The organism is Candidatus Pelagibacter bacterium nBUS_29 (assembly GCF_051200905.1).
Classification (GTDB): domain Bacteria; phylum Pseudomonadota; class Alphaproteobacteria; order Pelagibacterales; family Pelagibacteraceae; genus Pelagibacter.
Window position 1 is genome coordinate 553,058 of the sequence record NZ_CP172843.1, and the last position, 24,847, is coordinate 577,904.

27 protein-coding genes, 1 tRNA gene and 1 pseudogene are annotated in these 24,847 nt (G+C 28.9%); 21 read left to right on the plus strand and 8 right to left on the minus strand.

Annotation, left to right across the window (positions count from 1 at the left end; all coding sequences use genetic code 11):
- The 6 genes from ACIJYA_RS02965 to ACIJYA_RS02990 are packed head-to-tail and all read right to left on the minus strand — an operon-like array spanning window position 1 to window position 6,665.
- Entirely contained in the window at window positions 1–732 is a 732-nt protein-coding gene (locus tag ACIJYA_RS02965; RefSeq protein WP_435089042.1) for an amino acid ABC transporter permease, read from the minus strand.
- Window positions 733–771: 39 nt separating this feature from the next.
- A complete protein-coding gene (locus ACIJYA_RS02970; RefSeq protein WP_435089043.1) occupies window positions 772–1,539 on the minus strand; it encodes a transporter substrate-binding domain-containing protein in 768 nt (255 codons plus the stop codon).
- A 34-nt stretch (window positions 1,540–1,573) separates the two neighbouring features.
- Window positions 1,574–2,137, minus strand: coding sequence for a sarcosine oxidase subunit gamma family protein (locus ACIJYA_RS02975; protein ID WP_435089044.1), 564 nt, complete (start codon window positions 2,135–2,137; stop codon window positions 1,574–1,576).
- The gene (locus ACIJYA_RS02980; RefSeq protein WP_435089045.1) at window positions 2,130–5,135 is read right to left on the minus strand and encodes a sarcosine oxidase subunit alpha family protein; all 3,006 of its coding nucleotides are present in this window, start codon (window positions 5,133–5,135) and stop codon (window positions 2,130–2,132) included. The genes ACIJYA_RS02975 and ACIJYA_RS02980 overlap by 8 nt, the downstream gene beginning before the upstream one ends.
- Before the next feature lies 1 nt (window position 5,136).
- Entirely contained in the window at window positions 5,137–5,412 is a 276-nt protein-coding gene (locus tag ACIJYA_RS02985; RefSeq protein ID WP_435089047.1) for a sarcosine oxidase subunit delta, read from the minus strand.
- Entirely contained in the window at window positions 5,412–6,665 is a 1,254-nt protein-coding gene (locus ACIJYA_RS02990; protein WP_435089049.1) for a sarcosine oxidase subunit beta family protein, read from the minus strand. The genes ACIJYA_RS02985 and ACIJYA_RS02990 overlap by 1 nt, the downstream gene beginning before the upstream one ends.
- A gap of 67 nt (window positions 6,666–6,732) precedes the next feature.
- On the opposite strand from ACIJYA_RS02990, the gene ACIJYA_RS02995 reads away from it, so the two are divergent.
- A tRNA-Ser gene (locus ACIJYA_RS02995) sits at window positions 6,733–6,824 on the plus strand.
- On the opposite strand, the gene ACIJYA_RS03000 is transcribed toward ACIJYA_RS02995, so the two are convergent.
- Entirely contained in the window at window positions 6,825–9,044 is a 2,220-nt protein-coding gene (locus ACIJYA_RS03000) for a lytic transglycosylase domain-containing protein (protein ID WP_435089051.1), read from the minus strand.
- A 43-nt stretch (window positions 9,045–9,087) separates the two neighbouring features.
- Here ACIJYA_RS03000 and dapA point away from each other — a divergent pair, with 43 nt between their 5' ends.
- The 10 genes from dapA to recO are packed head-to-tail and all read left to right on the plus strand — an operon-like array spanning window position 9,088 to window position 16,416.
- Window positions 9,088–9,969 carry a 4-hydroxy-tetrahydrodipicolinate synthase gene (gene dapA / locus ACIJYA_RS03005; protein WP_435089052.1) on the plus strand — a complete coding sequence of 294 codons (882 nt, stop codon included), beginning with the start codon at window positions 9,088–9,090 and terminating at the stop codon, window positions 9,967–9,969.
- Entirely contained in the window at window positions 9,969–10,439 is a 471-nt protein-coding gene (gene smpB, locus ACIJYA_RS03010; protein ID WP_435089053.1) for an SsrA-binding protein SmpB, read from the plus strand. The genes dapA and smpB overlap by 1 nt, the downstream gene beginning before the upstream one ends.
- Entirely contained in the window at window positions 10,405–10,917 is a 513-nt protein-coding gene (gene folK / locus ACIJYA_RS03015) for a 2-amino-4-hydroxy-6-hydroxymethyldihydropteridine diphosphokinase (RefSeq protein WP_435089055.1), read from the plus strand. The genes smpB and folK overlap by 35 nt, the downstream gene beginning before the upstream one ends.
- A 19-nt stretch (window positions 10,918–10,936) precedes the next feature.
- Window positions 10,937–12,682, plus strand: coding sequence for a RelA/SpoT family protein (locus tag ACIJYA_RS03020; RefSeq protein WP_435089057.1), 1,746 nt, complete (start codon window positions 10,937–10,939; stop codon window positions 12,680–12,682).
- Window positions 12,639–13,226, plus strand: a complete 588-nt coding sequence (gene pyrE / locus ACIJYA_RS03025) for an orotate phosphoribosyltransferase (protein ID WP_435089058.1) — start codon at window positions 12,639–12,641, stop codon at window positions 13,224–13,226. The genes ACIJYA_RS03020 and pyrE overlap by 44 nt, the downstream gene beginning before the upstream one ends.
- Window positions 13,223–13,942 carry a pyridoxine 5'-phosphate synthase gene (locus ACIJYA_RS03030; protein ID WP_435089059.1) on the plus strand — a complete coding sequence of 240 codons (720 nt, stop codon included), beginning with the start codon at window positions 13,223–13,225 and terminating at the stop codon, window positions 13,940–13,942. Before pyrE ends, ACIJYA_RS03030 begins: the two co-directional genes overlap by 4 nt.
- A gap of 3 nt (window positions 13,943–13,945) precedes the next feature.
- Complete coding sequence (gene acpS, locus ACIJYA_RS03035) at window positions 13,946–14,332, plus strand: holo-ACP synthase (RefSeq protein ID WP_435089060.1); 387 nt, start codon at window positions 13,946–13,948, stop codon at window positions 14,330–14,332.
- Window positions 14,329–15,066, plus strand: coding sequence for a signal peptidase I (gene lepB, locus ACIJYA_RS03040; RefSeq protein ID WP_435089061.1), 738 nt, complete (start codon window positions 14,329–14,331; stop codon window positions 15,064–15,066). The genes acpS and lepB overlap by 4 nt, the downstream gene beginning before the upstream one ends.
- Complete coding sequence (gene rnc / locus ACIJYA_RS03045; RefSeq protein ID WP_435089062.1) at window positions 15,066–15,731, plus strand: ribonuclease III; 666 nt, start codon at window positions 15,066–15,068, stop codon at window positions 15,729–15,731. Before lepB ends, rnc begins: the two co-directional genes overlap by 1 nt.
- A gap of 4 nt (window positions 15,732–15,735) precedes the next feature.
- Window positions 15,736–16,416 carry a DNA repair protein RecO gene (gene recO / locus ACIJYA_RS03050; protein WP_435089063.1) on the plus strand — a complete coding sequence of 227 codons (681 nt, stop codon included), beginning with the start codon at window positions 15,736–15,738 and terminating at the stop codon, window positions 16,414–16,416.
- Here the strand turns inward: recO and hemB are convergent, their stop codons facing one another.
- The gene (gene hemB / locus ACIJYA_RS03055) at window positions 16,417–17,406 is read right to left on the minus strand and encodes a porphobilinogen synthase (RefSeq protein ID WP_435089065.1); all 990 of its coding nucleotides are present in this window, start codon (window positions 17,404–17,406) and stop codon (window positions 16,417–16,419) included.
- A gap of 95 nt (window positions 17,407–17,501) precedes the next feature.
- On the opposite strand from hemB, the gene ACIJYA_RS03060 reads away from it, so the two are divergent.
- The 10 genes and pseudogenes from ACIJYA_RS03060 to thiL all read left to right on the plus strand — a co-directional run bounded on the left by ACIJYA_RS03060 (window position 17,502) and on the right by thiL (window position 24,801).
- Window positions 17,502–18,092 carry an aspartyl/asparaginyl beta-hydroxylase domain-containing protein gene (locus ACIJYA_RS03060; RefSeq protein WP_435089066.1) on the plus strand — a complete coding sequence of 197 codons (591 nt, stop codon included), beginning with the start codon at window positions 17,502–17,504 and terminating at the stop codon, window positions 18,090–18,092.
- 1 nt (window position 18,093) lies between these two features.
- A pseudogene (gene rpiB / locus ACIJYA_RS03065) lies at window positions 18,094–18,518 on the plus strand (ribose 5-phosphate isomerase B).
- 2 nt (window positions 18,519–18,520) lie between these two features.
- On the plus strand, window positions 18,521–19,828 hold the full coding sequence (gene glyA / locus ACIJYA_RS03070; RefSeq protein WP_435089067.1) for a serine hydroxymethyltransferase: 1,308 nt from the start codon (window positions 18,521–18,523) through the stop codon (window positions 19,826–19,828).
- A gap of 3 nt (window positions 19,829–19,831) precedes the next feature.
- Window positions 19,832–20,290, plus strand: coding sequence for a transcriptional regulator NrdR (gene nrdR, locus ACIJYA_RS03075; RefSeq protein ID WP_271485343.1), 459 nt, complete (start codon window positions 19,832–19,834; stop codon window positions 20,288–20,290).
- Window positions 20,271–21,377 carry a bifunctional diaminohydroxyphosphoribosylaminopyrimidine deaminase/5-amino-6-(5-phosphoribosylamino)uracil reductase RibD gene (gene ribD / locus ACIJYA_RS03080; RefSeq protein ID WP_435089069.1) on the plus strand — a complete coding sequence of 369 codons (1,107 nt, stop codon included), beginning with the start codon at window positions 20,271–20,273 and terminating at the stop codon, window positions 21,375–21,377. Before nrdR ends, ribD begins: the two co-directional genes overlap by 20 nt.
- Window position 21,378: 1 nt before the next feature.
- Window positions 21,379–21,972, plus strand: coding sequence for a riboflavin synthase (locus ACIJYA_RS03085; protein ID WP_435089070.1), 594 nt, complete (start codon window positions 21,379–21,381; stop codon window positions 21,970–21,972).
- Entirely contained in the window at window positions 21,959–23,059 is a 1,101-nt protein-coding gene (ribB, locus tag ACIJYA_RS03090; protein ID WP_435089072.1) for a 3,4-dihydroxy-2-butanone-4-phosphate synthase, read from the plus strand. The genes ACIJYA_RS03085 and ribB overlap by 14 nt, the downstream gene beginning before the upstream one ends.
- Complete coding sequence (ribH, locus tag ACIJYA_RS03095) at window positions 23,059–23,448, plus strand: 6,7-dimethyl-8-ribityllumazine synthase (protein ID WP_435089074.1); 390 nt, start codon at window positions 23,059–23,061, stop codon at window positions 23,446–23,448. The genes ribB and ribH overlap by 1 nt, the downstream gene beginning before the upstream one ends.
- Window positions 23,445–23,849: a transcription antitermination factor NusB gene (locus ACIJYA_RS03100; RefSeq protein WP_435089075.1), complete on the plus strand. Its 405-nt coding sequence runs from the start codon at window positions 23,445–23,447 to the stop codon at window positions 23,847–23,849. Before ribH ends, ACIJYA_RS03100 begins: the two co-directional genes overlap by 4 nt.
- Complete coding sequence (thiL, locus tag ACIJYA_RS03105; RefSeq protein ID WP_435089076.1) at window positions 23,842–24,801, plus strand: thiamine-phosphate kinase; 960 nt, start codon at window positions 23,842–23,844, stop codon at window positions 24,799–24,801. The genes ACIJYA_RS03100 and thiL overlap by 8 nt, the downstream gene beginning before the upstream one ends.
- The last annotated feature ends 46 nt before the right edge of the window (window positions 24,802–24,847 follow it).

The window sequence follows — 24,847 nt, forward strand, 5'->3', positions numbered from 1 at the left end:
TTATTTATCTTTTAGTCTTTTTTCAAGTTTTCTTACAAAAAATGAAACAATCAGAATAAGAACTAAGTATTCTAGTATTAAAAAAGTATAAATTTCCAAAGGTCTATAGGTTGTGACTACCAATTCATTTGCTTTTCTCGTCAAGTCACCAATACCAATTATTGATACTAATGATGACATTTTTAATACATAAACAAATTGGTTCCCTATAGCGGGTAAAATATTTTTTATTGCTTGAGGAAGTATTACCAACCTTAATCTTTTGAAAAAATTTAGACCTAATGAACTCCCAGCTTCCCATTGTGCTTTCTTAATTGAATTTATACCAGCTCTAAAAATTTCTGCCTGAAAGGCACTTTCACTTATAGCCAAAGCAATTATTCCAGAAACAAACGGACTAAAACTAATACCTGTCATTATTGGTAATCCATAGTAAATCCATAAGATTAAAACTAATAATGGCACAGCTCTTACAATCTCAACATAACCAATATTAATAAAAGTTAAAAATTTATTTTTAGCTAAAGAGGGGATAGCAATTATCAAACCTAGTAACATCGATATAGCAATCGATATTAGAGAAATATAAATAGTTGTTGTTAAACCACTTAATAAAAATTTTAGATTTGTTAGTCCCTCAACATTATTTGGTGAAATAATAAACCACCCTAATTCTTGATTTGTACAAGAAGAGAATGGAATTATTAAAAGTAAAAAAAAAATATTTTTCACTCTAAAGTTATAGAGAATTAAAAATAAATATCTAACTGATTATAAGCTTTTAAGATTATATTTAGTTAATAATTTTTGAAAGAAACCAGAATTTTTTTTCTTTTCAATCCAGTCACTTACATAATTATTCCATTTAGTATCTGTTTTAGGAACCATCATAGCTAGAAAAGCAGGATTTTTTTCACCATCTTGAACAATTGCTAATTGAGGATATTTAATCACTAATTTGTTAGCCTCTGTAGAACTAGTAATATTTCCGTCAGCTCTACCCGCTAAAACTTCTTGAAAATCTCTAGCTGGAGCCTCAACTGATTTTAAAGTAGATTTTGGAAAAAATTCTTTTGCTTTTTGCTCTTGAGAAGTTCCAAGTGTAGTTGCTATTTTAACACCATCTTTATTCAATGAGTCCCAAGTTGAAAATTTGTTTAAATTCTTTTTAAGCACAAGTGGCACTGTACCATACTTATAATATGTAGAAGTAAAGCCAGCAACTTCTGCTCTTTTAGCCGTTTTAGTAACGCTTGTTGAAATATCATATCTGCCAGAAGTAATTCCTGAAACTATAGTCTTCCATTCTGTTGGAACAAAACTAACTTTTACGCCCATGTCCTTAGCCAATTCATTCATTACATCGATATCAAAACCCTTGTATTTATTTGTTGCAGGATCTTTCATTGTCATTGGATCCCAATCTCCTGTGGTTCCAACTTTTAATTCACCAGATGCTAATATTTCATCTAATTTTGAGTCTGCGTTAACTGAAAAGGGTAAAAGCACTATAAGTGCAAGTAAAATAAGTTTTTTCATAACTTCTTTTAACCAAAAATAATTAAGAATAACCTTATAACCTTGACGCACTATCATTTATCCAAGAGTACAAATGCTCAGAAAATGAACGTCTAACAAATAAATTAGCTAAATTTTCACCTTTATTATGAATTATTACATCAATATTGTTTAGCAATGTTTGTGTAGTAGACCCTTTTTTTTCTTTAAAATCATTAAAATTAAACGGACTACCGGAGGAAAATAGCTCATATATATTTGCTCCCTTCAATTCTAACATCACAAACTGATCAGTGACATCTACAACTGCACCCAAACTAGTTTTTGAAATACTATTGTACAGATCTTCTTCAAGATCATATTTATTTGTATCTTTTTCAATTTTATCATTTGATACAACCAACCATTCATCAGGACTAAGCCAAATAGATGTAAGTTTTGAGCTAGAAGAAGATGTATTTGCTTCTGTCGGTAAAATCATATCTAGATGTTTTCCAACTGTAGCAAAGAATTCTCTTTTACTTCCTCGTAAATTAAGTTTCATTATAGGAGATATTTCTTTTATGGATAAATCGTTATAATTAATCTGATTATCAATCGGTGAATTATAATTAAGCATTTAACCTCTTATTTTCTGTGTCAAAAAAGACTGGATTTTCTATAGTGACATTGATTGTTTTATCTTCCATTGGAATAAATAATTTTTTTCCCATCATATTTTTTCCACCTCTCACAACAGCTAAAGCAATAGATTTTTTTAAATTTGGACTGTAGTAACTTGAAGTTACATGACCAAGCATATTAACTGGAGATTGATTTAAATCAGAAACGATTTGAGCGCCTTCTTCTAAAACTATATTTGGATCATCTGTCAAAAGTCCAACTAATTGTTTACGCTCTTCTTTCATGGTATCAGATCTATAAAGTGATCGTTTACCGATAAAATCATATTTCTTTTTGCTTACTATCCAATCCATTTGAAGATCAATAGGTGTCATCGTTCCATCAGTGTCTTGACCCACTATTATAAACCCTTTTTCTGCTCTTAATAAGTGCATAGTCTCAGTTCCATATGGAGTGATGTTAAACTCCTTACCAGCCTCAATACATTTTTCCCAGATAGCTTTACCATAATTAGATTGAACATTGATTTCATAACTATGCTCACCAGTAAAACTAATTCTCATAATTCTACATTTAATATTTCCAATCTGAGCATTTTTAAATGACATATGAGGGAAACTTTCTTCAGATAAATCAAGATCTGGAGCAATTTTATTTAATATTTTTTTACTGTTTGGCCCACATAAACTTGCTGTTGCATAATGATCAGTAACTGAAGTTAAATAAACATCTAATTCAGGCCATTCTGTTTGTAGATAATCTTCAAGTTTACCCAATACGTTTGCGGCTCCACCTGTTGTTGTTGTCATTAAGTAGTGATTTTCTCCAAGTCTTGTTGTGACACCATCGTCATAAACCATTCCATCTTCATTAAGCATCAAACCATATCTGCATTTACCTATGCCAAGTTTTGACCAGGCATTTGTATAAATTCTGTTTAAAAACTCTGAAGCATCGGTTCCCTGAATATCAATTTTACCTAAAGTTGATGCATCTAATATTCCAGCACTTTCTCTTGCGGCCGTGCTTTCTCTTTGAACTGCTTCATGCATTGTTTCACCATTTGCTGGGTAATACCAAGCTCTCTTCCATTGACCAACATTTTCAAATTCAGCTTTATTTTCTATGTGCCAATCGTTCATAGGAGTTCTTCTAAAAACATCAAAATATTCACCAACGTTTCTTCCAACAATTGTTCCAAATGTTAAAGGTGTGTAGGGTGGCCTAAAAGTTGTAGTTCCAAGTTCACTCATTTTTACACCAGCCGTATCAGCTATTATTCCAAGTGCATGCATATTTCCAAGTTTACCTTGATCTGTTCCCATCCCAGTTGTTGTGTATCTTTTTACATGTTCAATTGATCTAAAACCTTCTCTCAAAGCTAATTTTATATCTTTAGCTGTTGCATCATTTTGATAATCAACAAAAGGTTTAGTTTTCCCAATTGGTTTATCTGATGGTAATAACCAAATATTTCTTTTTGAATTTTCTTCTTCGCTTTCTATCAAGATATTGTCAAAATCTGTCTTATCAACTTTTAAAAATTGTTTTAAATTAGTTGATAAATTACTAATAATTTCTTTTAACTTAAAATCACCATTACAAGAGCCAACACTCATTTGTTCAGACGGATATTTATTTGGCAAAAATACGTTATTATTTTCATCAAATTTTAATTTTCCACCTGATTGCGTAAATAAATGAACGGCTGGTGTCCAACCACCAGCGACACCCAGACAATCACAAGAAATATTTATCTTACTACCGGTAACAGATAAACCGTCATTAGATAACTTCATGGCATAGATACCGCTTAATCTTTTATACCCTCTTGTATCAACTATTGTATGAGACCAATGAATTTTAATACCTGCTTCTTCTACAGCTTTTACAATCTTTGAATTTGAATTTTCTCTAATATCAATTATTGCTTCTACATTTATTCCTTTGTTGTGAAGACAAAAAGCACTTTCGTAAGCACTGTCATTATTTGTAAAAAAAACATTCTTTTTACCAGAAACTACGCCATAATAATCTGCATATTTTTTTACTGCTGATGAAAGCATAATTCCAGGTCTGTCATTATTATTAAAGATCAGTGGTCTTTCTAAAGCACCTGTTGCAAGAATAACTTTTGTAGCTCTTATTTTTAAAAGTCTTTGTCTAATTTTTCCTTGTTTATCTTTCTTCTCTAAATGATCTGTTAAGTTTTCTCTCGCTAATAAATAATTATATCCATGAAACGCAGCAACACTAGTTCTTGTTTTAATTTCAAGATTTTTTATATTTCTTAATTCTTTTATTTCTTTTTTAAGCCAATCAGATGAATTTTGATTTTCAATCTTATTAAATTCTCTGTTTTGATAAATTGTTGATCCACCCAATTCATTTTTTTCATCAACGAGTAAGGTTTTTAAGTTATTTTTAGCAGCATTCCTTGCAGCCAATATTCCTGAAATACCCGCCCCAACTACTAATACATCGCAATGAATATATCTATGATCATACACATCGGGGTCTCTTTCAGTTGGTGATTTGCCTAGTCCAGCAGAGTGCCTGATTACGTATTCATATTTTTCCCAGAAACTTGCTGGCCACATGAAAGTTTTATAGTAAAATCCGGCTGGTAAAAAAGCTGAAATAGCATTATTAATTCCCCCTATATCGTAATTAACACTAGGCCAACAGTTCTGGCTAGAAGCTTCCAAACCCTCGTAAATTTCTACTTCCGTAGCTCTAACATTAGGTTCCGTTCTATTTGTACCATTACTTATTTGAACAATCGCATTTGGTTCTTCAGAACCAGCTGTCATTATTCCTCTTGGTCTGTGATATTTGAAACTTCTCCCAACTAAATGAACATTGTTTGCAAGTAGGGCTGATGCAAGCGTATCTCCTTTAAACCCATGATAATTTTTTCCATTAAATTTAAAAGAAACTCTAACAGTTTCATCAATAAATTCACTCGGTTTTATTCTAAAATCAGTCGACATATCATTCAGCAGGGGGTTTTTCACCCATCTTATAAATTAATTTAATTTGATCATTAGATGTATCTCTAACCATATTAAACCATTTTCTACATCCGTGTGCATGGTTCCATCTTTCAAATTGAATACCTTTAATATTTTTTCTCATGAACAAATATTCTGCCCATTCATCATCACTTAATTCAGTGGGCTGTTTTGGTCTTTCTATATGAGCTTCTCCACCAGCTTTAAATTCCTGATGATCTCGCTCTCCACAATATGGACAATTTATTAAAAACATTAATGAGCAACCGCTGCAGCACCATGTTCATCAACAAGGTCACCACTTATAAATCTATTTAAATTAAATGCTGCATTAAGTTTATGAGGCTCATCATTAGCTATTGTATGAGCAAATAAATCTCCAGAACCTGGTGTTGCTTTAAAGCCACCTGTTCCCCAGCCACAATTAAAATAAAGCCCTTTAACAGAAGTCTTACTTAATATTGGGCTAGCATCTGGACAAATATCTACAATTCCTCCCCATTGTCTAAGCATTCTCATTCTACTAAAAATTGGATAAAGTTCTAAAATTGCATTTAATGTTCCTTCTACAATTTGATGACTTCCTTTTTGCGAGTAAGAAACATAATCATCAGTACCTGCACCTATAACCAACTCGCCTTTATCAGATTGACTAACATAAGCATGCACTGCATTTGACATTACAACTGTATCAATTATTGGTTTAACAGGCTCTGACACTAAAGCTTGCAAAGGTTTACTTTCAAGAGGTAACTTTAATCCTGCCATGTTTGCTATAACACTTGAGTGTCCAGCGGCAACCACTCCAATTTTTTTAGTTTTTATAAAACCTTTTGTAGTTTCAATACCATCGACACTATCTCCGTTTCTACTAATTCCTTTAACTTCACAATTTTGAATTATATCAACACCCATTTCATCTGCACCTCTGGCATAACCCCATGCAACAGCATCATGTCTCGCTGTGCCAGCTCTTCTTTGCAATGTGCCACCTAATACAGGGTATCTGATTTCAGGTGATGTATTTATAATAGGACAAAATTTTTTAACTTCTTCTGTGCTGAGATAAACAGCATCTATACCATTCAATCTGTTAGCGTGAGTTCTTCTTTTTAAATCTCTCACATCTTGCAAATTATGAGCAAGATTCATTACACCTCTCTGGCTAAACATTACATTATAGTTAAGTTCTTGAGATAAACCCTCCCAAATTTTTAATGCATGATCGTAAAGACCAGCACTTGCATCCCATAAATAATTTGATCTAATTATTGTAGTATTTCTCCCAGTATTACCTCCACCAATCCATCCTTTTTCAACAACAGCAATATTTTTCATGTTATGTTTTTTTGCCAAGTAATAAGCTGTTGCTAACCCATGACCACCTCCACCAACAATAACGGCATCATATTCTTTTTTTGGAGCTGGGTCTTCCCAAGCTCTCTGCCAATTCTCATGATGTGAAAGAGCATTTTTAATCAAAGAAAATATTGAATACTTATTTTTCATAATTATCGAATAATTACTTTATAAATATTGAATTTTCAATACAATCACTTAATACACTATGTCATACGGAAGAGTGGGTGAGAGGCTGAAACCAGTCGTTTGCTAAATGACCGTGCGAGGAAACTTGTACCGAGGGTTCGAATCCCTCCTCTTCCGCCATCAAAATAGAGGCTGGTCTCTGAAAAAGTCTTTCATTAGGATGGGTCTTTTTTCTAGAATATATCTATAAACATTGTAATTTTCCAAGACTCGTTGAACGTAGTTTCTTGTCTCTCTAAATTTTATCAACTCAACCCAATCAACATAATTAATTTGATTTTTTTGTGGATTCTTATTTAATTTTTTCCAATATTTAACTCTATTCGGACCAGCATTGTATGCTGCTACAGCAAAAGGGTAGGCACCATCGTATTGTAAAATTAAACCAGCAATATAGTGAGAACCTAAATTAATATTATATTCTGGATCAGTAGTCAGTCTTGATTTTGAATAGGGAAGTTTAGCTTGTTTGGATACTAATTTTGCAGTGTAAGGCATTAACTGCATTAATCCTTTTGCTCCTGCATGACTGTTAGCGCTTAAGTCAAATTCACTCTCTTGTCTTATAATAGACAAAATAAAAGCACTTTCTGGAATTGTTCGTCCATTTATAGTTTTTGGTGTGCTAATTATTGGGTAGTTATATTTATTATGAAATCTTTTTTGATAAGATGATATTTTAGAAACTTGTATTGCAAAATCATATCTTTCAATATTGGTTGCAAGTTCAGCAGCTAAAACCTCACTTCCTTTTCCAATATTATCATTTGCTAAATGTCTTAAAACAAACTTTGTATATTTATCTTTTTTTAATTCATCCAAAAGATAGGTTATTTTAACTAATTCCTTATTAAAAAAAATATATCTATATTTATTGTCAACCAACATATCTTTATTTAGCTCAAATTTTTTATTTGGATTTAATTTTAAAAAAGCTAATTGACCATAGTAAGTAGTAAGATATTTTGCAGCCTCTTTATACCAAGTAATTGATTGTTCACGATCGCCTAATTTTTCAAAAGTACGCCCTAACCAAAACGCACCACGAGAGGTACTTATAGGATAATTAACATTGTTATAAAAATTTTTAAAATGATCTTTTGCAATTAATGGATCATTTAAAAAACTTAATGCTATCCAACCACTCATCCATTCAGCAGCAGCATAATCAGCACCTTCTACCATTCCATGATTACTTGAAATTTTATAAGCATTTTCATATTTTTTCTCATAAATAAGAGCTCTGGATATAATTTCTCGCTCTTTCCACCATTTTTCAGGATGCACTAAATACTCTTTGTTATTTTTGATTTTTAATAAAATTTCAACAGAAGAGTCTACACGACCTCTTTTTCTTCTCCATTTAAGCCTATCATAATTTAAGCCTGCATTATTTTTGAATTTATCAGGAACATTTTTTATTGCTTGATCTACACCATAACCTTTTGTCATTAAAATTTGTCTAGCTGTATATAAAAGTTCATAATCTTTAGGTAGATACCTCAATAATCTTTTTAAACCCCAGTACTTACTATTCCAAGCTAGGTTATCAGCTCTTTTTATGTAATCATCAGCATTAAGGTATTTTTTAAATTTTTTTCTAAAAAATTTTAATTCATTTTTTGATAAATCTGCTGTAATCCATCCATCTTTAATAAGCTTAATTCCCTTGGTTTTATCTCCAATTAAAATTAAACTTTCACCTAATATCATCATTCCATAGCCACTTGATGGGTTATTTCCATCAAACCAGTTAATGATCTTTTTTGGAGATATTTTTGCTGTGGATAATTTGTGTTCAGCGAGAAATCTTAATCTACTTATTCTTGGATATTGACTATTCTGATCAATAAAAACTTTGTAATCATAGAATGAAGCTTGATTGCCTGTTGTTAAAAGATACCTCCATTTAATAAAATTATATATAGATTTATCTTTTGCTTTTTTTGCAATTTTAAGCGAAGAGGTCCATCTACTTTTTTGCATTTCAGAAATTGCTTTTTTTGCAATACTAAAATCTTTTTTGCTATAATATTTAGATAATTTGACACGTGTTGTGCTTTTTTTTCCTACTACAGTCGGTTTTTTTTTGGGAATTTTAAAAGATAAATTTAAATTTTTTTTGGGTTCAATTGTTATTTTTTTCTCAACAGTTTTTTTTTGATTTTTGTTTGGTTTTTTTATGGGTTTAAGAATATTCTTGGATATCTTTTTATTCAATTCATCCCTTGATAAATCTGGTTTTTTCAAAGGAATAATAGATATGACTTCTGCTGACACAAGATTGAAATTTGTTAAAGTTGATACGATTAAAGATATAAATAATAATATTTTCAGCATAATCTTTTAGTATATGAATCTTTAAACTATGTTATAAGTATTTATGTTCAAAGGATCAAATGTTGCTTTAATTACTCCATTTAAAAATAATGGACTGGATGAAGAAGCGTATATTAGATTAATACATTTTCACATTGATAATGGCACAAGTGGTCTAGTTCCCGCTGGTACAACCGGCGAATCTCCCACACTTAGTCATGAAGAACATCAAAGAGTTATTGATCTTTGTATCAAAGAAAGCAATGGTAAAATACCTGTCATTGCAGGAACTGGCTCGAATTCGACAGAGGAAGCAATTTCATTAACATCCCATGCTGAAAAAGTAGGGGCAAATGGAGCTTTAATTGTTACACCTTATTATAACAAGCCAACACAAGAAGGCTTATATCAACATTATAAAGCTATCAACGATAAGTGTGGAATTCCAATTATAATTTATAATATTCCAGGCAGATCTGTAATTGACATGTCTGTTGATACAATGGCAAAACTTTTTGAATTAAAAAATATTGTAGGTGTTAAAGATGCTACTGGTGATCTTGATAGAGTTGATCAGCAACTGTCTAAAATGGGAAAAGAATTTATTCAATTGACTGGTAATGATGATAATGCACTTGAGTTCAATAAAAGAGGTGGTGTTGGCACTATTAGTGTAACTGCAAATATAGCTCCTAAGTTATGTTCTGATTTTCAAAAATTGTCTGTCTCAAATAATCAAGATGATATTAGCGAAGCTGGTAAATTAGATAGCATTTTACAGCCAGTCCACAGCGCAATGTTTATTGAAAGTAACCCAAGTCCAGTCAAATATGCTGCAAAATTAATGAACTTATGTGACGATGCTGTAAGGCTGCCTTTAGTAAAAACGTCTGATAACGCCAAACCTATAATTCAAAAAGCTTTAGAATCAGCAAAATTGATTTAATGAATAAAAAAACCAATCCTGGTTTAAAGATTATTTGTTTAAACAGAAAAGCAAGTTTCAATTATTTTTTTGAGGATCTTTTAGAGGCAGGTATTGTTTTGAAAGGATCTGAAATAAAATCTATAAGAGATGGTAAAATTAATATCGCTGAGTCTTATGCTGTAGAAAAAAATGGTGAATTAATCTTAATTAATTCTCATATAGCATCTTATAAACAGGCAAGCTATTCAAATCACAATCCAACAGATGAAAGAAAACTTTTATTAAATAAAAAAGAAATCAAAAAATTGATTGGTAAAATGCAAAGAGATGGCTTTACAATTGTTCCTACAAAAATGTATTTTAAAAATGGAAAAGCAAAAGTTGAATTAGCTGTTGCAAAAGGAAAAAAACAATTTGATAAAAGAGCTACAAAAAAAAATAGAGATTGGAATCGTGATAAAGCAAGATATATTAGAAAATCAAGTTAGGAATATTTTTTTAGGCATAGGTTCAAACTTAGGAAATAGATTTTTAAATATAGAAAAAGCCAAATCTCTTTTAATTGAGCGCAACATAAATCTAATTTCTGTATCCAATTATTATGAAACACCCTCTTGGCCAAATCCTAAGAACCCCAAATTTATCAATATTGTATTAAAAGTTAAGTGCTCATATAAACCTTTAGAATTGTTGAATTTGTGCAAAATAATCGAGGCTAAGTTGGGAAGAAAAAAATCTCCTAAAAATTCACCTAGAGTTTGTGACATAGATATAATTGATTTTAATGGATTGGTATTTAATGAAAAACTAAAACTTCCTCATGCTATGATGCATCTGAGAAATTTTGTTTTAATTCCTTTGTTTGAAATTCAAAAGGAGTGGGTTCACCCTTCTAAAAAAATGGATATAAAAAAGTTAATTTTATCCCTATCAAATAAAGATATTAGATCTATTAAACAAATTTGAATTAATGTTATAATAAAAAATGCTTAATTCGAATGATTTAATAAACAAGGTAAAAGTTTACAACAAGTTTTTAAATCCAGAAAGATTAGATAAAGCTTTTAATTTTGCTGTTAAGGCACACCAAAATCAAAAAAGAGCATCAGGAGATCCTTATTCAGTACATCCTATAGAAGTAGCAAATATTTTAACCGAACTAAAACTAGACAGCGCAACAATCACCACTGGTTTACTTCACGATACTATTGAAGACACCTTTGCTACATATGAGACTATTAAAAGTGAATTTGGTCTTGAAGTAGCAGAATTAGTTAATGGTGTTACAAAAATTTCTGTTTTTGAAAATACAGCAGGGTCAAATTCAAAAGTAGAAAATTTTAGAAAATTAATTCTAGCCACATCAAAAGATATACGTGTTTTGTTAGTAAAAATTGCCGATCGTCTTCATAATATGAGAACTATTAAAGCAATCCCTAAAGAGGAAAAGAGACAAAGAATAGCTCAAGAGACTATGGAAATTTATGCACCATTAGCTGACAGAATGGGAATGCATAGAATAAGAGATGAACTTGAGGATTTGTCTTTTGAAATTTTAAATAATGAAGCAAGAGAATTAATCAAAAAAAAACTTGATGAAATTAAATCAGATAAAAAAGATCTTTTTGAGTCTCTTTCTTTTGAACTAAGTGAAATTTTAAATGACAATTACATCAATGCTGAAATTCATGGTCGTGAAAAAACACCATTTTCAATTTGGCGTAAAGTTCAAAAAAAAAGAATTTCACTAGAGCAAATCACAGATATCATTGGATTTAGGATTACACTAAATTCAGTAGATGAGTGTTATAAAACTCTTGGTATATTTCATAAAAAATGGAACTGTATTCCAGGTAAGTTCAAGGACTATATATCTTCACCTAAAATAAATGGTTATAAATCACTACATACATCTGTAATTGGCTCAAATAAAAAACCAATCGAAATTCAGATTAGAACACATGAAATGCATGAATTTGCTGAGAGAGGAGTTGCTTCACATTGGAAATATAAATCCTCTGAGAAATTTAATTCTTTAAGTTGGAAAGAGTATGACTGGTTAAAAGATCTTGTTGAAATTATTGAAAAAAATGAAAACCCTGAACATTCTTATGAGTATACAAAACTTCAAATGTTCCAAGAGAATGTATTCTGTTTCACGCCAAAAGGTTCAGTTATAAAATTACCAAAAGACGCTACACCAATAGATTTCGCATATGCTGTTCATACTAAAATAGGTAACACAGCTATAGGATGTGAAATAAATGGAAATAAATCAGAATTACAACACGTTTTAAGAAATGGAGACAGAGTTAATATAATTACATCTAAAAACCAGTCACCATCCCTGCATTGGATACCAACAACTAAAACAGGTAAAGCAAGGTCTGCTATTAGAAGATATTGGCACGACAAAGGTGAACAAAAAGAGGAGAAAATTAAGAAATATAATACAACCTTATGGATTTCATTACCTGATCAACCAGGTCAATTGGGCGATATAAGTTCTTTGATTGGTAGTCATAAGCTTAATATTTCAAATGTTGAAATGGCAGGTAAAAATGCAAAGTATATCAATTTTAAATTTAGATTGATAATTACCAATTTAAAAAACTTCACAAATTTTATTGCAGAGCTTAAGCAAAAAGGTATAAAATTTAAGATAATTAGACACGAAGATAAAAGAAATGCTTTCACTCAAAAAATCCTTAGATATTTTAAAAAAGACTGATGCTCTTTTAGAGGGTCATTTTGTACTATCTTCAGGGTTGCATTCTTCTAAATACATTCAGTGCGCCAAATTATTAAGTTTCCCATATTTGGCAAATGAAATTTGTAAATCATTAGCTAACAAAATTAAAAAAAAACATAATAAAATTGACTTGATCTTGGCACCAGCAATGGGAGGTGTGATTATCGGTTATGAAATCGGTAAACTTTTAAAAAAAGAAACAATTTTCTGTGAACGAGTTAACGGTAAGTTTAAATTAAGAAGAGGATTTAATATTAAAAAAGGTGCCAATGTTCTAATTATAGAGGATGTTATAACAACAGGAAAATCTAGTTTAGAGTGTGTTAAATTGATAAAAAAAGCCAATGCCAAACTTTTGGGTTTTGCATCTATTATAGATAGATCAACAATTAAATCTCTTAAAATAAAAACAGGAATTATTTCACATTTAAAAATCGAAGTTCCAACTTATAGTGAAAAACAGTTACCACAAAAACTTAAGTCAATTCCTATCACCACACCAGGAAGTAGATTTATTAAGTGAAAAAATTAGGTGTAAATATAGACCATATAGCAACTGTCAGAAATGCTAGAGGCGAACATCATCCAGACCCATATTATGCAGCATTACAAGTTATCAAGATGGGTGCTGACTCAGTAACTATTCATTTAAGAGAAGATAGAAGACATATTAATGACTTAGATGCTAAAAAAATTTGTAAATCAAAAAAAGTTTTGGTTAATCTTGAAATTTCTATGAATGATCAAATTGTTAAAAATGCTTTAAAAATAAAACCTGATTATATTTGTTTTGTTCCTGAAAATAGAAAAGAGGTCACAACTGAAGGTGGATTAAATTTAATCAAAAATAAAAAAAAAATAAAAAATATAATTGAAAAATTTAAAAAAAATAAAATTCGTACAAGTTTATTTATAAACCCATCCATTAGAGATATTAGAATGTCTAAGGAGCTTAATGCCGATTGTATTGAAATTCATACTGGTAAAATATCAAATCTAGTTAAGTCAAAGAAAAGATATAACGTTGAATTGGATAGAATAAAAAAGTGCTCAAAACTTGCAAAAAAACTAAACTTAGAAGTTCATGCTGGCCATGGATTAGATTATAAAACAACAAAAATATTATGCAAAATTAAAGAAATTAAAGAATTTAATATCGGTCATTTTATAATTGGAGAGTCTATTTTTTTTGGATTATCAAGTGTAATAAAAAATTTTAAAAAGATAATTAAAAATTAATTTATGAAAATTCTTGGTATTGGCGTTGATATAATCGAAAATAAAAGAATTCAAAACTCAATTAAAAATCCAAAATTTAAAGATAGAATTTATAGTTCAAAAGAACTTAAATTTTCATCCTTATCCAAAAATAAAGTTGATTATTTTTCTAAAAGATTTGCGGCCAAAGAAGCTTTTGCTAAAGCTATAGGAACAGGATTTAGAAATAATTTAAATTTTAAAGATATAGAGGTAATGAATGATAAACTTGGAAAGCCCTATTATGTTAAAACAAAAAAAATCACCAAAATAATTAAGAAAAAATTTAATGTTAGAGATTTTAATTGTTTTCTATCAATTTCTGATGAAAAGAAATATTCAACAGCATTTACTATAATTCAAACAATATGAAACTAGACAAAGATTTTTTTTCTGAAAACATAAAAACGCTTTTTTATGCTTTAATCATTGCTATTGTAATAAGATCTTTGTTAATACAGCCGTTTTATATTCCATCATCATCAATGGAGCCAACATTACTTGTGGGTGATAGACTTTTTGTAACTAAGTATTCATATGGTTACAGCAAACACTCATTTCCATTTAGCCCACCCATTTTAAACAAAAGAATTTTATTTAATAGTCCAGAGAGAGGTGATGTAATAGTCTTTAAAACACCAGCAGATAACAGAACAGATTATATTAAAAGATTAATTGGATTACCGGGAGATAGAGTCCAGTTCATAGACGCTAATTTATATTTGAATAATAGTGAGATAATGAAATCTAGAGTTAAAAATAAGTTAGAGATAAATTGTGGTAACAGAACTATTGATGTCTATAGATTTGAAGAAAAGTTATCTAATGGAAAAAAATTTCATACAGTTTATTTAAAAGATTATACCTATCAAAACTCAGATGTTTTTATAGTACCGGAGGATCACTATTTTTTTCTTGGAGATAACAGGGATTGTTCCAAAGATAGCAGATTTTTAACAAGTGTTGGCTATGTTCATAAAGATAATCTTGTTGGAAAAGCTCAATTTATTTTTTTTTCATCTGATAGAAAGATAGGAAGTATTTTTGCTTTTTGGAAATGGCCTAAATCAATTAGATTTAATAGAACTTTTAATCGAATTAATTAATGAATATAAATTATCAGGATTTACAAAAAAAAATTAATGTTAAATTTAAAAATTTAGATTTATTAATACATTCTCTTACACATAAAAGTTTTGATACAAACAAAAATAACGAAAAAATAGAATTTTTAGGAGATAGGGTTTTAGGATTAGTTATAGCTAAAAAACTTTTAGAAGCTTATCCAGATGAAAAAGAGGGCATACTTGATAAAAAATTTGCATCCCTTGTAAACAAAAAAACATGTTTAGAGATAGCAAAAAAAATTAATTTAGAAAAATTTATTCTAACTTTTAATCCAAAAAATAAAAAAATTAAAATTGAAGATAAGATCGTGTCAGATGGTTGTGAAGCTTTAATTGGAGCAATATATCTTGATAAAGGCATAATTGTGGCTGAAAAAGTAATCTTAAATTTATGGAAGAATAAAATTAAGGAGAGTGTTGTTACACAAATTGATGCTAAAACAAAATTACAAGAGTTAGCGTTAAAAAATTTTAAAAAGTTGCCTAGTTATAAACTTATCTCTAGCACTGGACCTCGTCACAAACCATCATTTAAAGTTGGTGTTAAACTTCCAAATTCAAAATATTTTTTTGGGTTAGGTAAATCTAAAAAAGAGGCTGAACAAAATGCTGCCATTGCATGTTTAAAAAGTATAAGATTATAAATTTATGAACTGGATTGATGAAGGTTTTTTAATTAGCAAAAATAGATATAGTGAGAATTCTTTAATTGCCGAATTATATACAAAAGATCATGGAAAAATATCTGGCATAATTTTTGGAGGCACATCTAAAAAAATAAAGAATTATCTTCAAATAGGAAATAGATTGCATGTTAACTATAATTCTAAAAGCGATAATAGAATTGGATATTTTAAAGTAGAGATTTTAAATGCTTACAGCCCTTTATATTTTGATCACAAGCAAAAATTATCATGTATTACATCTGCAACAAACTTGATCAAAATTTTAACTGCTGAGTCCCAAGCTAATATTCAAGTTTATAAGATAATAGAAAATCTTTTCTCAATTTTAAAAGATAAACATTGGTTAAAAAAATATATTTTTTGGGAATTGGATCTACTAAAAATTCTTGGATACGATCTTGAGCTAGAAAACTTTGTTGAAAAAGATATAGTTGAAAATAAAACTGTTTATTATGCAAGTTCTTCAACAGAAAAAAAATATGTGCCTAATTTTTTAATTGAAAAAGAATTGGAAGTAAGTGATTTAAAAACTTTGTTGAATGGCTTGAAGTTAGTTGGAGATTATCTCGACAAAACCATTTTAAAACCAAATAATTTAAATTATCCAAATAATAGATTGTTATTTATTAATTCTTTGAAGTAGTTATTTTATAATTTTATCAATTCTATCCGCATAATAACTAACGATAGCACTAGCTCCAGCTCTTTTAAAAGCAACTAAGCTTTCAAAAACAGCGTCTTCATTAATTAATTTTTTTTGTATTGCATTTGAAATTAAACTGTATTCACCTGATACCTGATATGCAAATACTGGTATTTTAAATTTTTCTTTAATTGATTTAATAATATCCAAATAAGGCATCCCTGGCTTCACCATAACCATATCCGCACCTTCTTTAATATCTAGTGCAACTTCTCTAATAGCTTCGTCACTATTTCTAAAATCCATTTGATATGTTTTTTTATCTCCTTTTAGTGATCCTTTTGAACCTACAGCATCTCTAAATGGACCATAAAAACTTGACGCATATTTAGCTGCATAAGATAGGATCTGAACATTTTGAAATTTTGATTTATCCAAGGCTTTTCTTATTTTTCCAATTCTTCCATCCATCATGTCAGATGGTGCTAACACATCACAACCCATTTCAGCTTGTAACAAAGATTGGTTGACCAAAACTTCTATCGTTTCATCGTTTATAATTTGATTTGATTTTATTAAACCATCATGACCATGTGATGTATATGGATCCAAAGCTACGTCACACATTATTCCTATTTGATTTTTAAATTTTTTTTTAATTTCTATTATTGCTTTACAAACTAAGTTGTTTTCATTAAGTGACTCTGATCCAATTTCATTTTTTAAATTATTTTTAGTTTTAGGAAAAAGAGCTACCATTGGTATTTCTTTTTTAATTGCTCTATCTATAATTTGAGACAATCTGTTAATTGTATATCGATAAACACCAGGCATTGATTTTATTGATTCTTTTTTATTAGATCCATCTATAAGAAAAATAGGTAATATGAAGTCACTTGGACTTAATGTATTTTCTTGAATTAATTTTCTAGACCAAGAATACTTTCTATTGCGTCTAAGTCTCAAGTTTGGATATTTTCCTATTATCATGTTTTAATTTTTCTTTCAAAATGCGACAAATGTAATATACAAATATAGCTTAAAAAGGGTATTAAACAATTATTAAGGGTAAAAATATAAATATTATGACGCTAGATTTCCAAGATTTCCAAAAACAAGACGTAAATTTTAACATTAAAGAATTACAAAAAGCATATAATGAAATTGTAAAGATTAAGAATTTTGATGGTCCCGAAGGTATTACTAACTTTGGAGCTATATCTTTAACTCAAATTCCTGGCGATCCTGAGTCAATAAAAGGGCACAAAGCGAGAGGAGTTTTTTGGACTTACCCAGACTCTTCAGGAAAAGAACAAATTAGAGACGAGAAGATAAACGAGTCTGCTTATTCAGAATTTATTAACGATTATAAAAAAACTTATTTTAAAGAAGTTTTTGATGTGTTGTCATCAAAATATAAATTAGGGAGAATTAGAATTTTATTAAAACAACCAAGATCTACTTTAAGTTGGCACAGAGACCCAGAGCCACGATTACACATTCCGATAATTACAAACCCTGGATGTCATATGGTTATAGATAATGTCGCAAAACATTTGCCTGCTGATGGTTCTGTTTGGATTACAAATAATACTAAATATCATAATGCATTTAATGGTGGTGAAGAAAATAGAATTCACCTAGTTGCTTGCGTATTAGATCATAAATTTAATTAATTTGAAAAAAATATATATTTCATCAGATCACGCTGGTTATAAATTAAAAGAAGTTATAAAATCACACTTATCAAAAAAAAAATATCCTTTCAGGATATGGGCCCTTATAATGATGACAGTGTTGATTACCCTGATTTTGCTCATAAAGTAGCCAGAAAAGTTAAAACTAATAAAAATAATGTTGGTATTTTGGTTTGTGGCTCAGGCATGGGGATGAATATTGCGGCGAATAGACATAAAAATATTCGTGCAGCACAATGTTTTAATTTGAAATCAACAAAATTATCGAGATTGCATAATGATGCAAATATCATTACATTAGGCTCTAGGTTATTGACTAAAAGAATTGCTTTAAGTTGTGTGAGTGTTTTTTTAAATACTAAATTTGATGGTGGAAGACATTTAAAAAGAATAAAGAAAATATAATTATGTCTAGTGAAAAAAATTATATAAATGATAGTTACAGAAGTTTTTTTGAAGATAGTTTGTCTTTAAAAGATCCAGAACTTTATAAATCTATCAAAGATGAATTAATCAGACAACAACAACATATAGAGCTAATAGCCTCTGAAAATATAGTTTCTCAAGCAGTTCTGGAAGCTCAGGGTTCAGTTTTAACAAATAAATATGCAGAAGGTTACCCTGGTAAAAGATATTATAATGGCTGTGAACATGTTGATGTTGCTGAAAATTTAGCAATAGAAAGATTAAAAGAATTATTTAATTGCAAATTTGCAAATGCTCAGCCTCATTCTGGTGCTCAGGCAAATGGTGCTGTATTTTTAGCTTTACTGAATCCAGGTGATACTTTTATGGGAATGAGTTTAAATTCTGGAGGTCATATTACACATGGGTTAAAAATTTCAATGTCAGGTAAATGGTTTAATGCAATTGGATATGATGTAGATAAAGATTCTGAACTTATTGATTATGATAATGTTGAAAAACTTGCTTTGGAGCATAAACCAAAATTAATCATAGCTGGTGGTAGTGCTTATTCAAGAGTTATCGATTTTAAAAGATTTAGAGAAATTGCAGACAAAGTAGGCGCATACCTGATGGTTGATATGGCACACTTTTCAGGTCTAGTTGCTGGTCAAGGGTATCCTAATCCTTGCGAACATGCTCATGTAGTTACCTCAACGACCCATAAAGTATTTAGAAGTGCAAGAGGTGGTATAATACTTACTAATCATGAAGAGCTTTCTAAAAAATTTAATACTGCTGTATTTCCAGGTTATCAAGGTGGACCTTTAATGCATATCATAGCAGCTAAAGCTGCCGGATTCTTAGAGGCATTACAACCAGAGTTTAAAGATTATATTAAATCGGTTTTATCAAACGCTAAAATATTAGCAGAGACTTTAAAAAATAACGGTTTCAAGATTTATTCGGATGGAACTGATACCCATTTAATGTTGGTAGACTTAAGACCTTACAATGTTAAAGGAAACTTAGCAGCAGAAAGTTTATCAAGAGCAAATATAACTTGTAATAAAAATGGAATTCCTTTTGATGCAGAAAAACCCATGATTACATCAGGTATTAGACTGGGTACGCAAGCAGCAACTACTAGAGGTTTTGGTTTAAATGAATTTAAAACTGTAGGTGAGCTGATAACTAGAAATTTAAAAGGATTATCAGAAAATCCAACTGATAATTCCAAGATTGAAAATGAAGTTAAAAATGAAGTTATTTCTTTAACCTCATCATTTCCAATATATAAAAACTTATAATAAATGATTTGTTCAATTTGTAAAAAAGGTGAAACCTCAGTTGTTGATTCTCGTCCAACTGAAGACGGTACTGCTATTAGAAGAAGAAGACTTTGCGTTTGTGGAGCTCGTTTTACAACATTTGAAAGAGTCCAGTTTAGAGAAATTATGGTTGTAAAAAAGAATGGAAGAAAATCTTCCTTTGATAGAGATAAATTGTCTAAATCAATTTATATCGCTCTTAAAAAACGACCTATAGACACAGAAACGGCCGAAAAATTTATAAGTAAGATTTCAAGAGCTTTAGAAGAACTTGGGCAAAGTGAAATTTCAACAAATACGATCGGAACAATGGTGATGGAAGGTCTTAAGGAACTGGATCCTGTTGCATATGTTCGATTTGCTTCAGTTTATAGAAACTTTAGAGAAGAAAAAGATTTTGTACAATTTGTTGACAAGCTTGATGTCTACAAAAAAAGATAAATTTTCAATAAAAGATAAACTATATATGGAGCTTGCTCTTGATTTAGCAAAATCTCGAGAGGGTCACACAGGACCAAATCCTTCTGTAGGTTGTGTAATTGTAAAAGATGACAAAATAATATCTATTGGTCAAACATCTTTAAATGGAAGACCACATGCTGAATATAATGCAATTAAAAACTGTTATGAAGATGTCCAAGGTTCAAAAATGTATGTAACGTTAGAACCATGTTGTCATCAAGGTATTACATCACCATGCACATCAGTAATTATTAAGTCAAAAATAAGTGAGGTTATTTATTCAGTAAATGATGTCGATAGAAGAGTGAAAGGAAAATCAAAAAAAATTTTAAATTCAAAAAAGATTATTGTTAAAACAGGCTTACTTAAAGATAAAATTAAAGAATTCTATAATTCTTATTTTTATAATAGAAAATATGAACTTCCTTTTGTGACAGGTAAAATCGCGATATCAAAAAATAATTTGATTTATAGTAAAGGGAATAAAAGAATAACAAATTATCTATCAGATAATTTTACTCATCTATTAAGGTATAAAAATGATTCTATTATGGTTTCTTGCAAAACTCTCAATAAAGATGATTCAAAGTTAAATTGTAGATTAAAAAATGTAAAAAATTTCTCTCCCAGAAGAATTATTTTAGATAATAAATTAAATCTTAATACACAAAGTTTTTTATTTAAAAGTATTAAAAAAAACAACACTATAGTTTTTTATAATGAGGCAAATAGATCAAAAATTAAAGAATTTAAAAAAAATAAGATTATATTAATAAAATCAAAATTATCTAAAGATAAAAAATTTGATATGAAGGTTATCTTTAAAAAGATATATGCTTTAGGTACAAGAAATATTTTGATTGAAGGAGGAAATGAATTAACAACTCATCTTATCAATAAAAGATTATTTAATAAGTTTTATTTATTCAAAAGTAAAAAAATCTTATCTAAACTCGTCGAATATAAGGAGTTTACTGCCTTAAAAGACCTTAAAAAAAATTATAAAAATAGATTAAATTTAAAATTAAATTTTGGTAAAGATGCGATAACTTTGTATAAAAATTAAAATGTTTAACGGAATAATATATAACCAGGGCACAATATTGAAAATATTAAAAAGACCCAAGGGTATTAATATATTTGTAAAAAGTAATTTTAAATTAAATAAAAAAGACATCGGTTTGTCAGTTGCTTGTGATGGAGTTTGTCTTACTTTAATTTCATTTAAATCAAAATTAATGGAATTTTATCTCTCAAACGAAACTCTTGTTAGATCTAAATTTAAATTTTTAAAAAATAATGATATTTTAAATCTTGAGTTACCATTAAGTTATGGAACAAAAATTTCAGGACACATATGCCAAGGTCACGTAGATACTGTTGCACGTATATTAAACATTAAGAAAATTGATAAATCTTATCTATTTGAATTCCAAATTCCAATCAAAGAACGAAAAAACTTAATTGAAAAAGCATCAATATGCGTAAATGGTATATCTCTTACAATATCAAAGGTTTTAAAAAAAGGCTTTCAAATTTGGATTATACCTCACACATACAATGAAACAAATTTAGCAGCTCTTAAGAAAAATGATCTTGTTAATATAGAGATAGATATCTTATCTAAATACGTTAGAAATTATTTTAATGACAAAAAATAATTTTGCATCAATCGAAACCATCATCAATGTAGCTAAAAAAGGCGGCATGTTTATTCTTGTTGACGATGAAAAAAGAGAAAATGAAGGAGATTTGATTATCTCAACATCTAATTCAAATGCAAAAAATATAAATTTTATGGCTAAGTATGGTCGAGGTTTAATTTGTTTAGCATTAGATACTGCTCAAGCTAAAAGATTAAATTTATCTTTAATGTCATCTAACAATCAATCTCGAAACAAAACTGCCTTTGCAATATCAATTGAAGCAAAAAAGGGTATTACCACAGGAATTTCAGCAAAAGATAGAGCCAAAACAATTAGTATCGCCTCAAAAAAAAATGTTAAGAAAAGCGATATTGTTTCACCAGGTCATATATTTCCAATAATAGCAAAAGACGGTGGTGTTTTGGTTAGAGCTGGCCACACAGAGGCTTCAGTAGATATATCTAAATTAGCCAAAAAAAATAATTCAGCAGTAATTTGTGAAATTATGAATGAAGATGGATCAATGGCTAAAGGCCAAAATTTATTTGATTTTGCAAAAAGACATAAATTAAAGATCGGTAAAATTGAGGATTTAATTGCTTACAGATTAAAAAAAGAAAAATTAATCAAATTAAAAAAACAAAGTTTTATCATAGTTAAAAATCAAAAATACAAAATACGAATTTATGAAAATCTTCTTGATGGATCAGAACATTTTGCCCTAATTAAAGGAACTATAAAAAAAAGTATAACGCCAAGAGTAAGAGTTATTTCGTCTAACGTTGTGCAAAATTATTTAATAAACCAGCAATTACCAAATTCTTTTAATAAGACACTTAATTATTTTAAAAAATTTAACAGTTGCGTTTTGATATTCATAAAAGATACCAATCTAAGATCTGTTACCCAAACTTTAAAAGACTATAAAAATAAAGATTTTTATAAAAAAGGAAAAGATAAATTAATTAGAAATTATGGTATTGGTGCTCAGATAATTAAAGATTTAAAAATAAAAAAAATGACCTTAATTTCAAAATCTCCTAAAAAAGTTATAGGTTTGGATGGTTATGGTATAAGAATTACTAAACAAGAAATTATTTAATGAAAAAAAAATGTTTAATAGTTGTGGCAGATTACTATAAGGATATAGCAAAAGGTCTTCTTGATAGTGCTTTAAAATTAATTCCAAAATCAAATATTGTTAAGATTGTTTGTGTTCCGGGTGTTTTTGAAATACCAGTAACAATATCAAAAAATATTAAAAAATATGACGCTTTTTTAGCACTTGGCTGCGTTATTAAAGGTGAAACTCCTCATTTTGATTTCATATCTCAAGCTTCGACAAATGCTATTATGGATTTATCTGTACTTAACAAAAAACCAATTGGAAATGGGATTATAACTTGTTTAAATATGAGTCAGGCTAAATTCAGAAAAAAAAAGGGTGCTGAAGCAGCTATGGCTGTAAATTCAATTTTATCCCAAAAATGAAAACTCATTATAATCCAAAAAATAATCCAAGAGTAATTATAATCCAAAAACTATATGGTAAATTTTATAATGAAGACAATGATATAGAATTTCCAAAACATAGATTTAAAAAATTTATTAAAGATATTGTTTATGGAACAATAGAGCGCAATGATCTAATATTAGACGAATTAAACAATAAACTTGGAGATGGGTTTGTTGTAGACAATTTAGATAAAGTTTTTCAAACTATATTAAAAGCAGCAACATATGAATTTTTATATAAACCAAATATTTCTATCAATATCATAATCAAAGAATATTTAGACTCATCTAATTTTTTTTTAGAAGATTCTCAGACTAAATATCTAAATGCATTACTGGACAATGTTGGTAAAAAATTAAGAACTTCAAATGCGTGAATTTGAGTTAATTAAAAAGTATTTTTCAAAATTATCTAAATCAAATAAATCTTCATTAAATTTAAATGATGATGTTTTCTTTGATAAAAATAGATCTCTTGTTATCTCAATTGACACATACAATGAGGGAGTTCATTTTCTAAATTTTAAAAGACCAGATTTAGTTATTAAAAAGATTTTGAGATCATCTATTTCTGATCTAATATGCAAAGGTGTTTCTCCAAAATATTATTTTATATCAGGCAGTGGCAATAAAAAGACATTTACAAATAAAAATTTATCAAAAATTTCAAATTCATTAAAACACGAGCAAAATAAATATGGAATTTTTTTATGTGGAGGTGACACAACTTTTTCAAACAAATTAAGTTTTTCAATAACTTCTGTTGGTTTTTCAAAAAAGATTATTTTTAGAAATAAAGCAAAACTTAATGATGACATATATGTAACTGGTAATCTTGGCGATAGTTTTGTTGGTTTAAAAATTTTACAAAATAAAATTAGTTCAACAAAAATAATTGAAAATTATTTTGTAAAAAAATACTTCGAACCTGATATTCAAATAAAGTTAACAACGGCATTATTAAGATTTGCTAACTCATCAATAGATGTTTCTGATGGTCTGATAGATGATCTTGAAAAAATGATAAATAAACAGAGATTATCATATAAAATTTATGAAGAAAAAATTCCAATATCTAAAAATTTGAACTCTTTTCTTAAAAAGAATAAACTTAGAAAATCAAATTTTATATCAAATGGAGATGATTATCAGATTTTATTTACAGCCAGTGTTGACAAATCCAGAATCATTTCACGCACATCAAGAAAACTTGGTATCAAAATAACCAAAATTGGTAAAATTACTTCAAATAAGAAAAAATCAGCTATCATGAGTGAAAAAGGTAAGCATTTACTTGTTAAAAGTCATGGCTATGAACACCAATTCTAAAAGTTAATTATTGTCTTTTTTAGCTTTTTTTGTATTGTCCGGGCTT

Coding starts and splice junctions, on each gene's coding strand:
- ACIJYA_RS02970 (WP_435089043.1), bottom strand. CDS start 1,539: ATGAAAAAACTTATTTTACTTGCACTTATAGTGCTTTTACCCTTTTCA.
- ACIJYA_RS02975 (WP_435089044.1), bottom strand. CDS start 2,137: ATGCTTAATTATAATTCACCGATTGATAATCAGATTAATTATAACGAT.
- ACIJYA_RS02980 (WP_435089045.1), bottom strand. CDS start 5,135: ATGTCGACTGATTTTAGAATAAAACCGAGTGAATTTATTGATGAAACT.
- ACIJYA_RS02985 (WP_435089047.1), bottom strand. CDS start 5,412: ATGTTTTTAATAAATTGTCCATATTGTGGAGAGCGAGATCATCAGGAA.
- ACIJYA_RS02990 (WP_435089049.1), bottom strand. CDS start 6,665: ATGAAAAATAAGTATTCAATATTTTCTTTGATTAAAAATGCTCTTTCA.
- ACIJYA_RS03000 (WP_435089051.1), bottom strand. CDS start 9,044: ATGCTGAAAATATTATTATTTATATCTTTAATCGTATCAACTTTAACA.
- dapA (WP_435089052.1), top strand. CDS start 9,088: ATGTTCAAAGGATCAAATGTTGCTTTAATTACTCCATTTAAAAATAAT.
- smpB (WP_435089053.1), top strand. CDS start 9,969: ATGAATAAAAAAACCAATCCTGGTTTAAAGATTATTTGTTTAAACAGA.
- ACIJYA_RS03020 (WP_435089057.1), top strand. CDS start 10,937: ATGCTTAATTCGAATGATTTAATAAACAAGGTAAAAGTTTACAACAAG.
- pyrE (WP_435089058.1), top strand. CDS start 12,639: ATGCTTTCACTCAAAAAATCCTTAGATATTTTAAAAAAGACTGATGCT.
- acpS (WP_435089060.1), top strand. CDS start 13,946: ATGAAAATTCTTGGTATTGGCGTTGATATAATCGAAAATAAAAGAATT.
- lepB (WP_435089061.1), top strand. CDS start 14,329: ATGAAACTAGACAAAGATTTTTTTTCTGAAAACATAAAAACGCTTTTT.
- rnc (WP_435089062.1), top strand. CDS start 15,066: ATGAATATAAATTATCAGGATTTACAAAAAAAAATTAATGTTAAATTT.
- recO (WP_435089063.1), top strand. CDS start 15,736: ATGAACTGGATTGATGAAGGTTTTTTAATTAGCAAAAATAGATATAGT.
- hemB (WP_435089065.1), bottom strand. CDS start 17,406: ATGATAATAGGAAAATATCCAAACTTGAGACTTAGACGCAATAGAAAG.
- ACIJYA_RS03060 (WP_435089066.1), top strand. CDS start 17,502: ATGACGCTAGATTTCCAAGATTTCCAAAAACAAGACGTAAATTTTAAC.
- glyA (WP_435089067.1), top strand. CDS start 18,521: ATGTCTAGTGAAAAAAATTATATAAATGATAGTTACAGAAGTTTTTTT.
- nrdR (WP_271485343.1), top strand. CDS start 19,832: ATGATTTGTTCAATTTGTAAAAAAGGTGAAACCTCAGTTGTTGATTCT.
- ribD (WP_435089069.1), top strand. CDS start 20,271: ATGTCTACAAAAAAAGATAAATTTTCAATAAAAGATAAACTATATATG.
- ACIJYA_RS03085 (WP_435089070.1), top strand. CDS start 21,379: ATGTTTAACGGAATAATATATAACCAGGGCACAATATTGAAAATATTA.
- ribB (WP_435089072.1), top strand. CDS start 21,959: ATGACAAAAAATAATTTTGCATCAATCGAAACCATCATCAATGTAGCT.
- ribH (WP_435089074.1), top strand. CDS start 23,059: ATGAAAAAAAAATGTTTAATAGTTGTGGCAGATTACTATAAGGATATA.
- ACIJYA_RS03100 (WP_435089075.1), top strand. CDS start 23,445: ATGAAAACTCATTATAATCCAAAAAATAATCCAAGAGTAATTATAATC.
- thiL (WP_435089076.1), top strand. CDS start 23,842: ATGCGTGAATTTGAGTTAATTAAAAAGTATTTTTCAAAATTATCTAAA.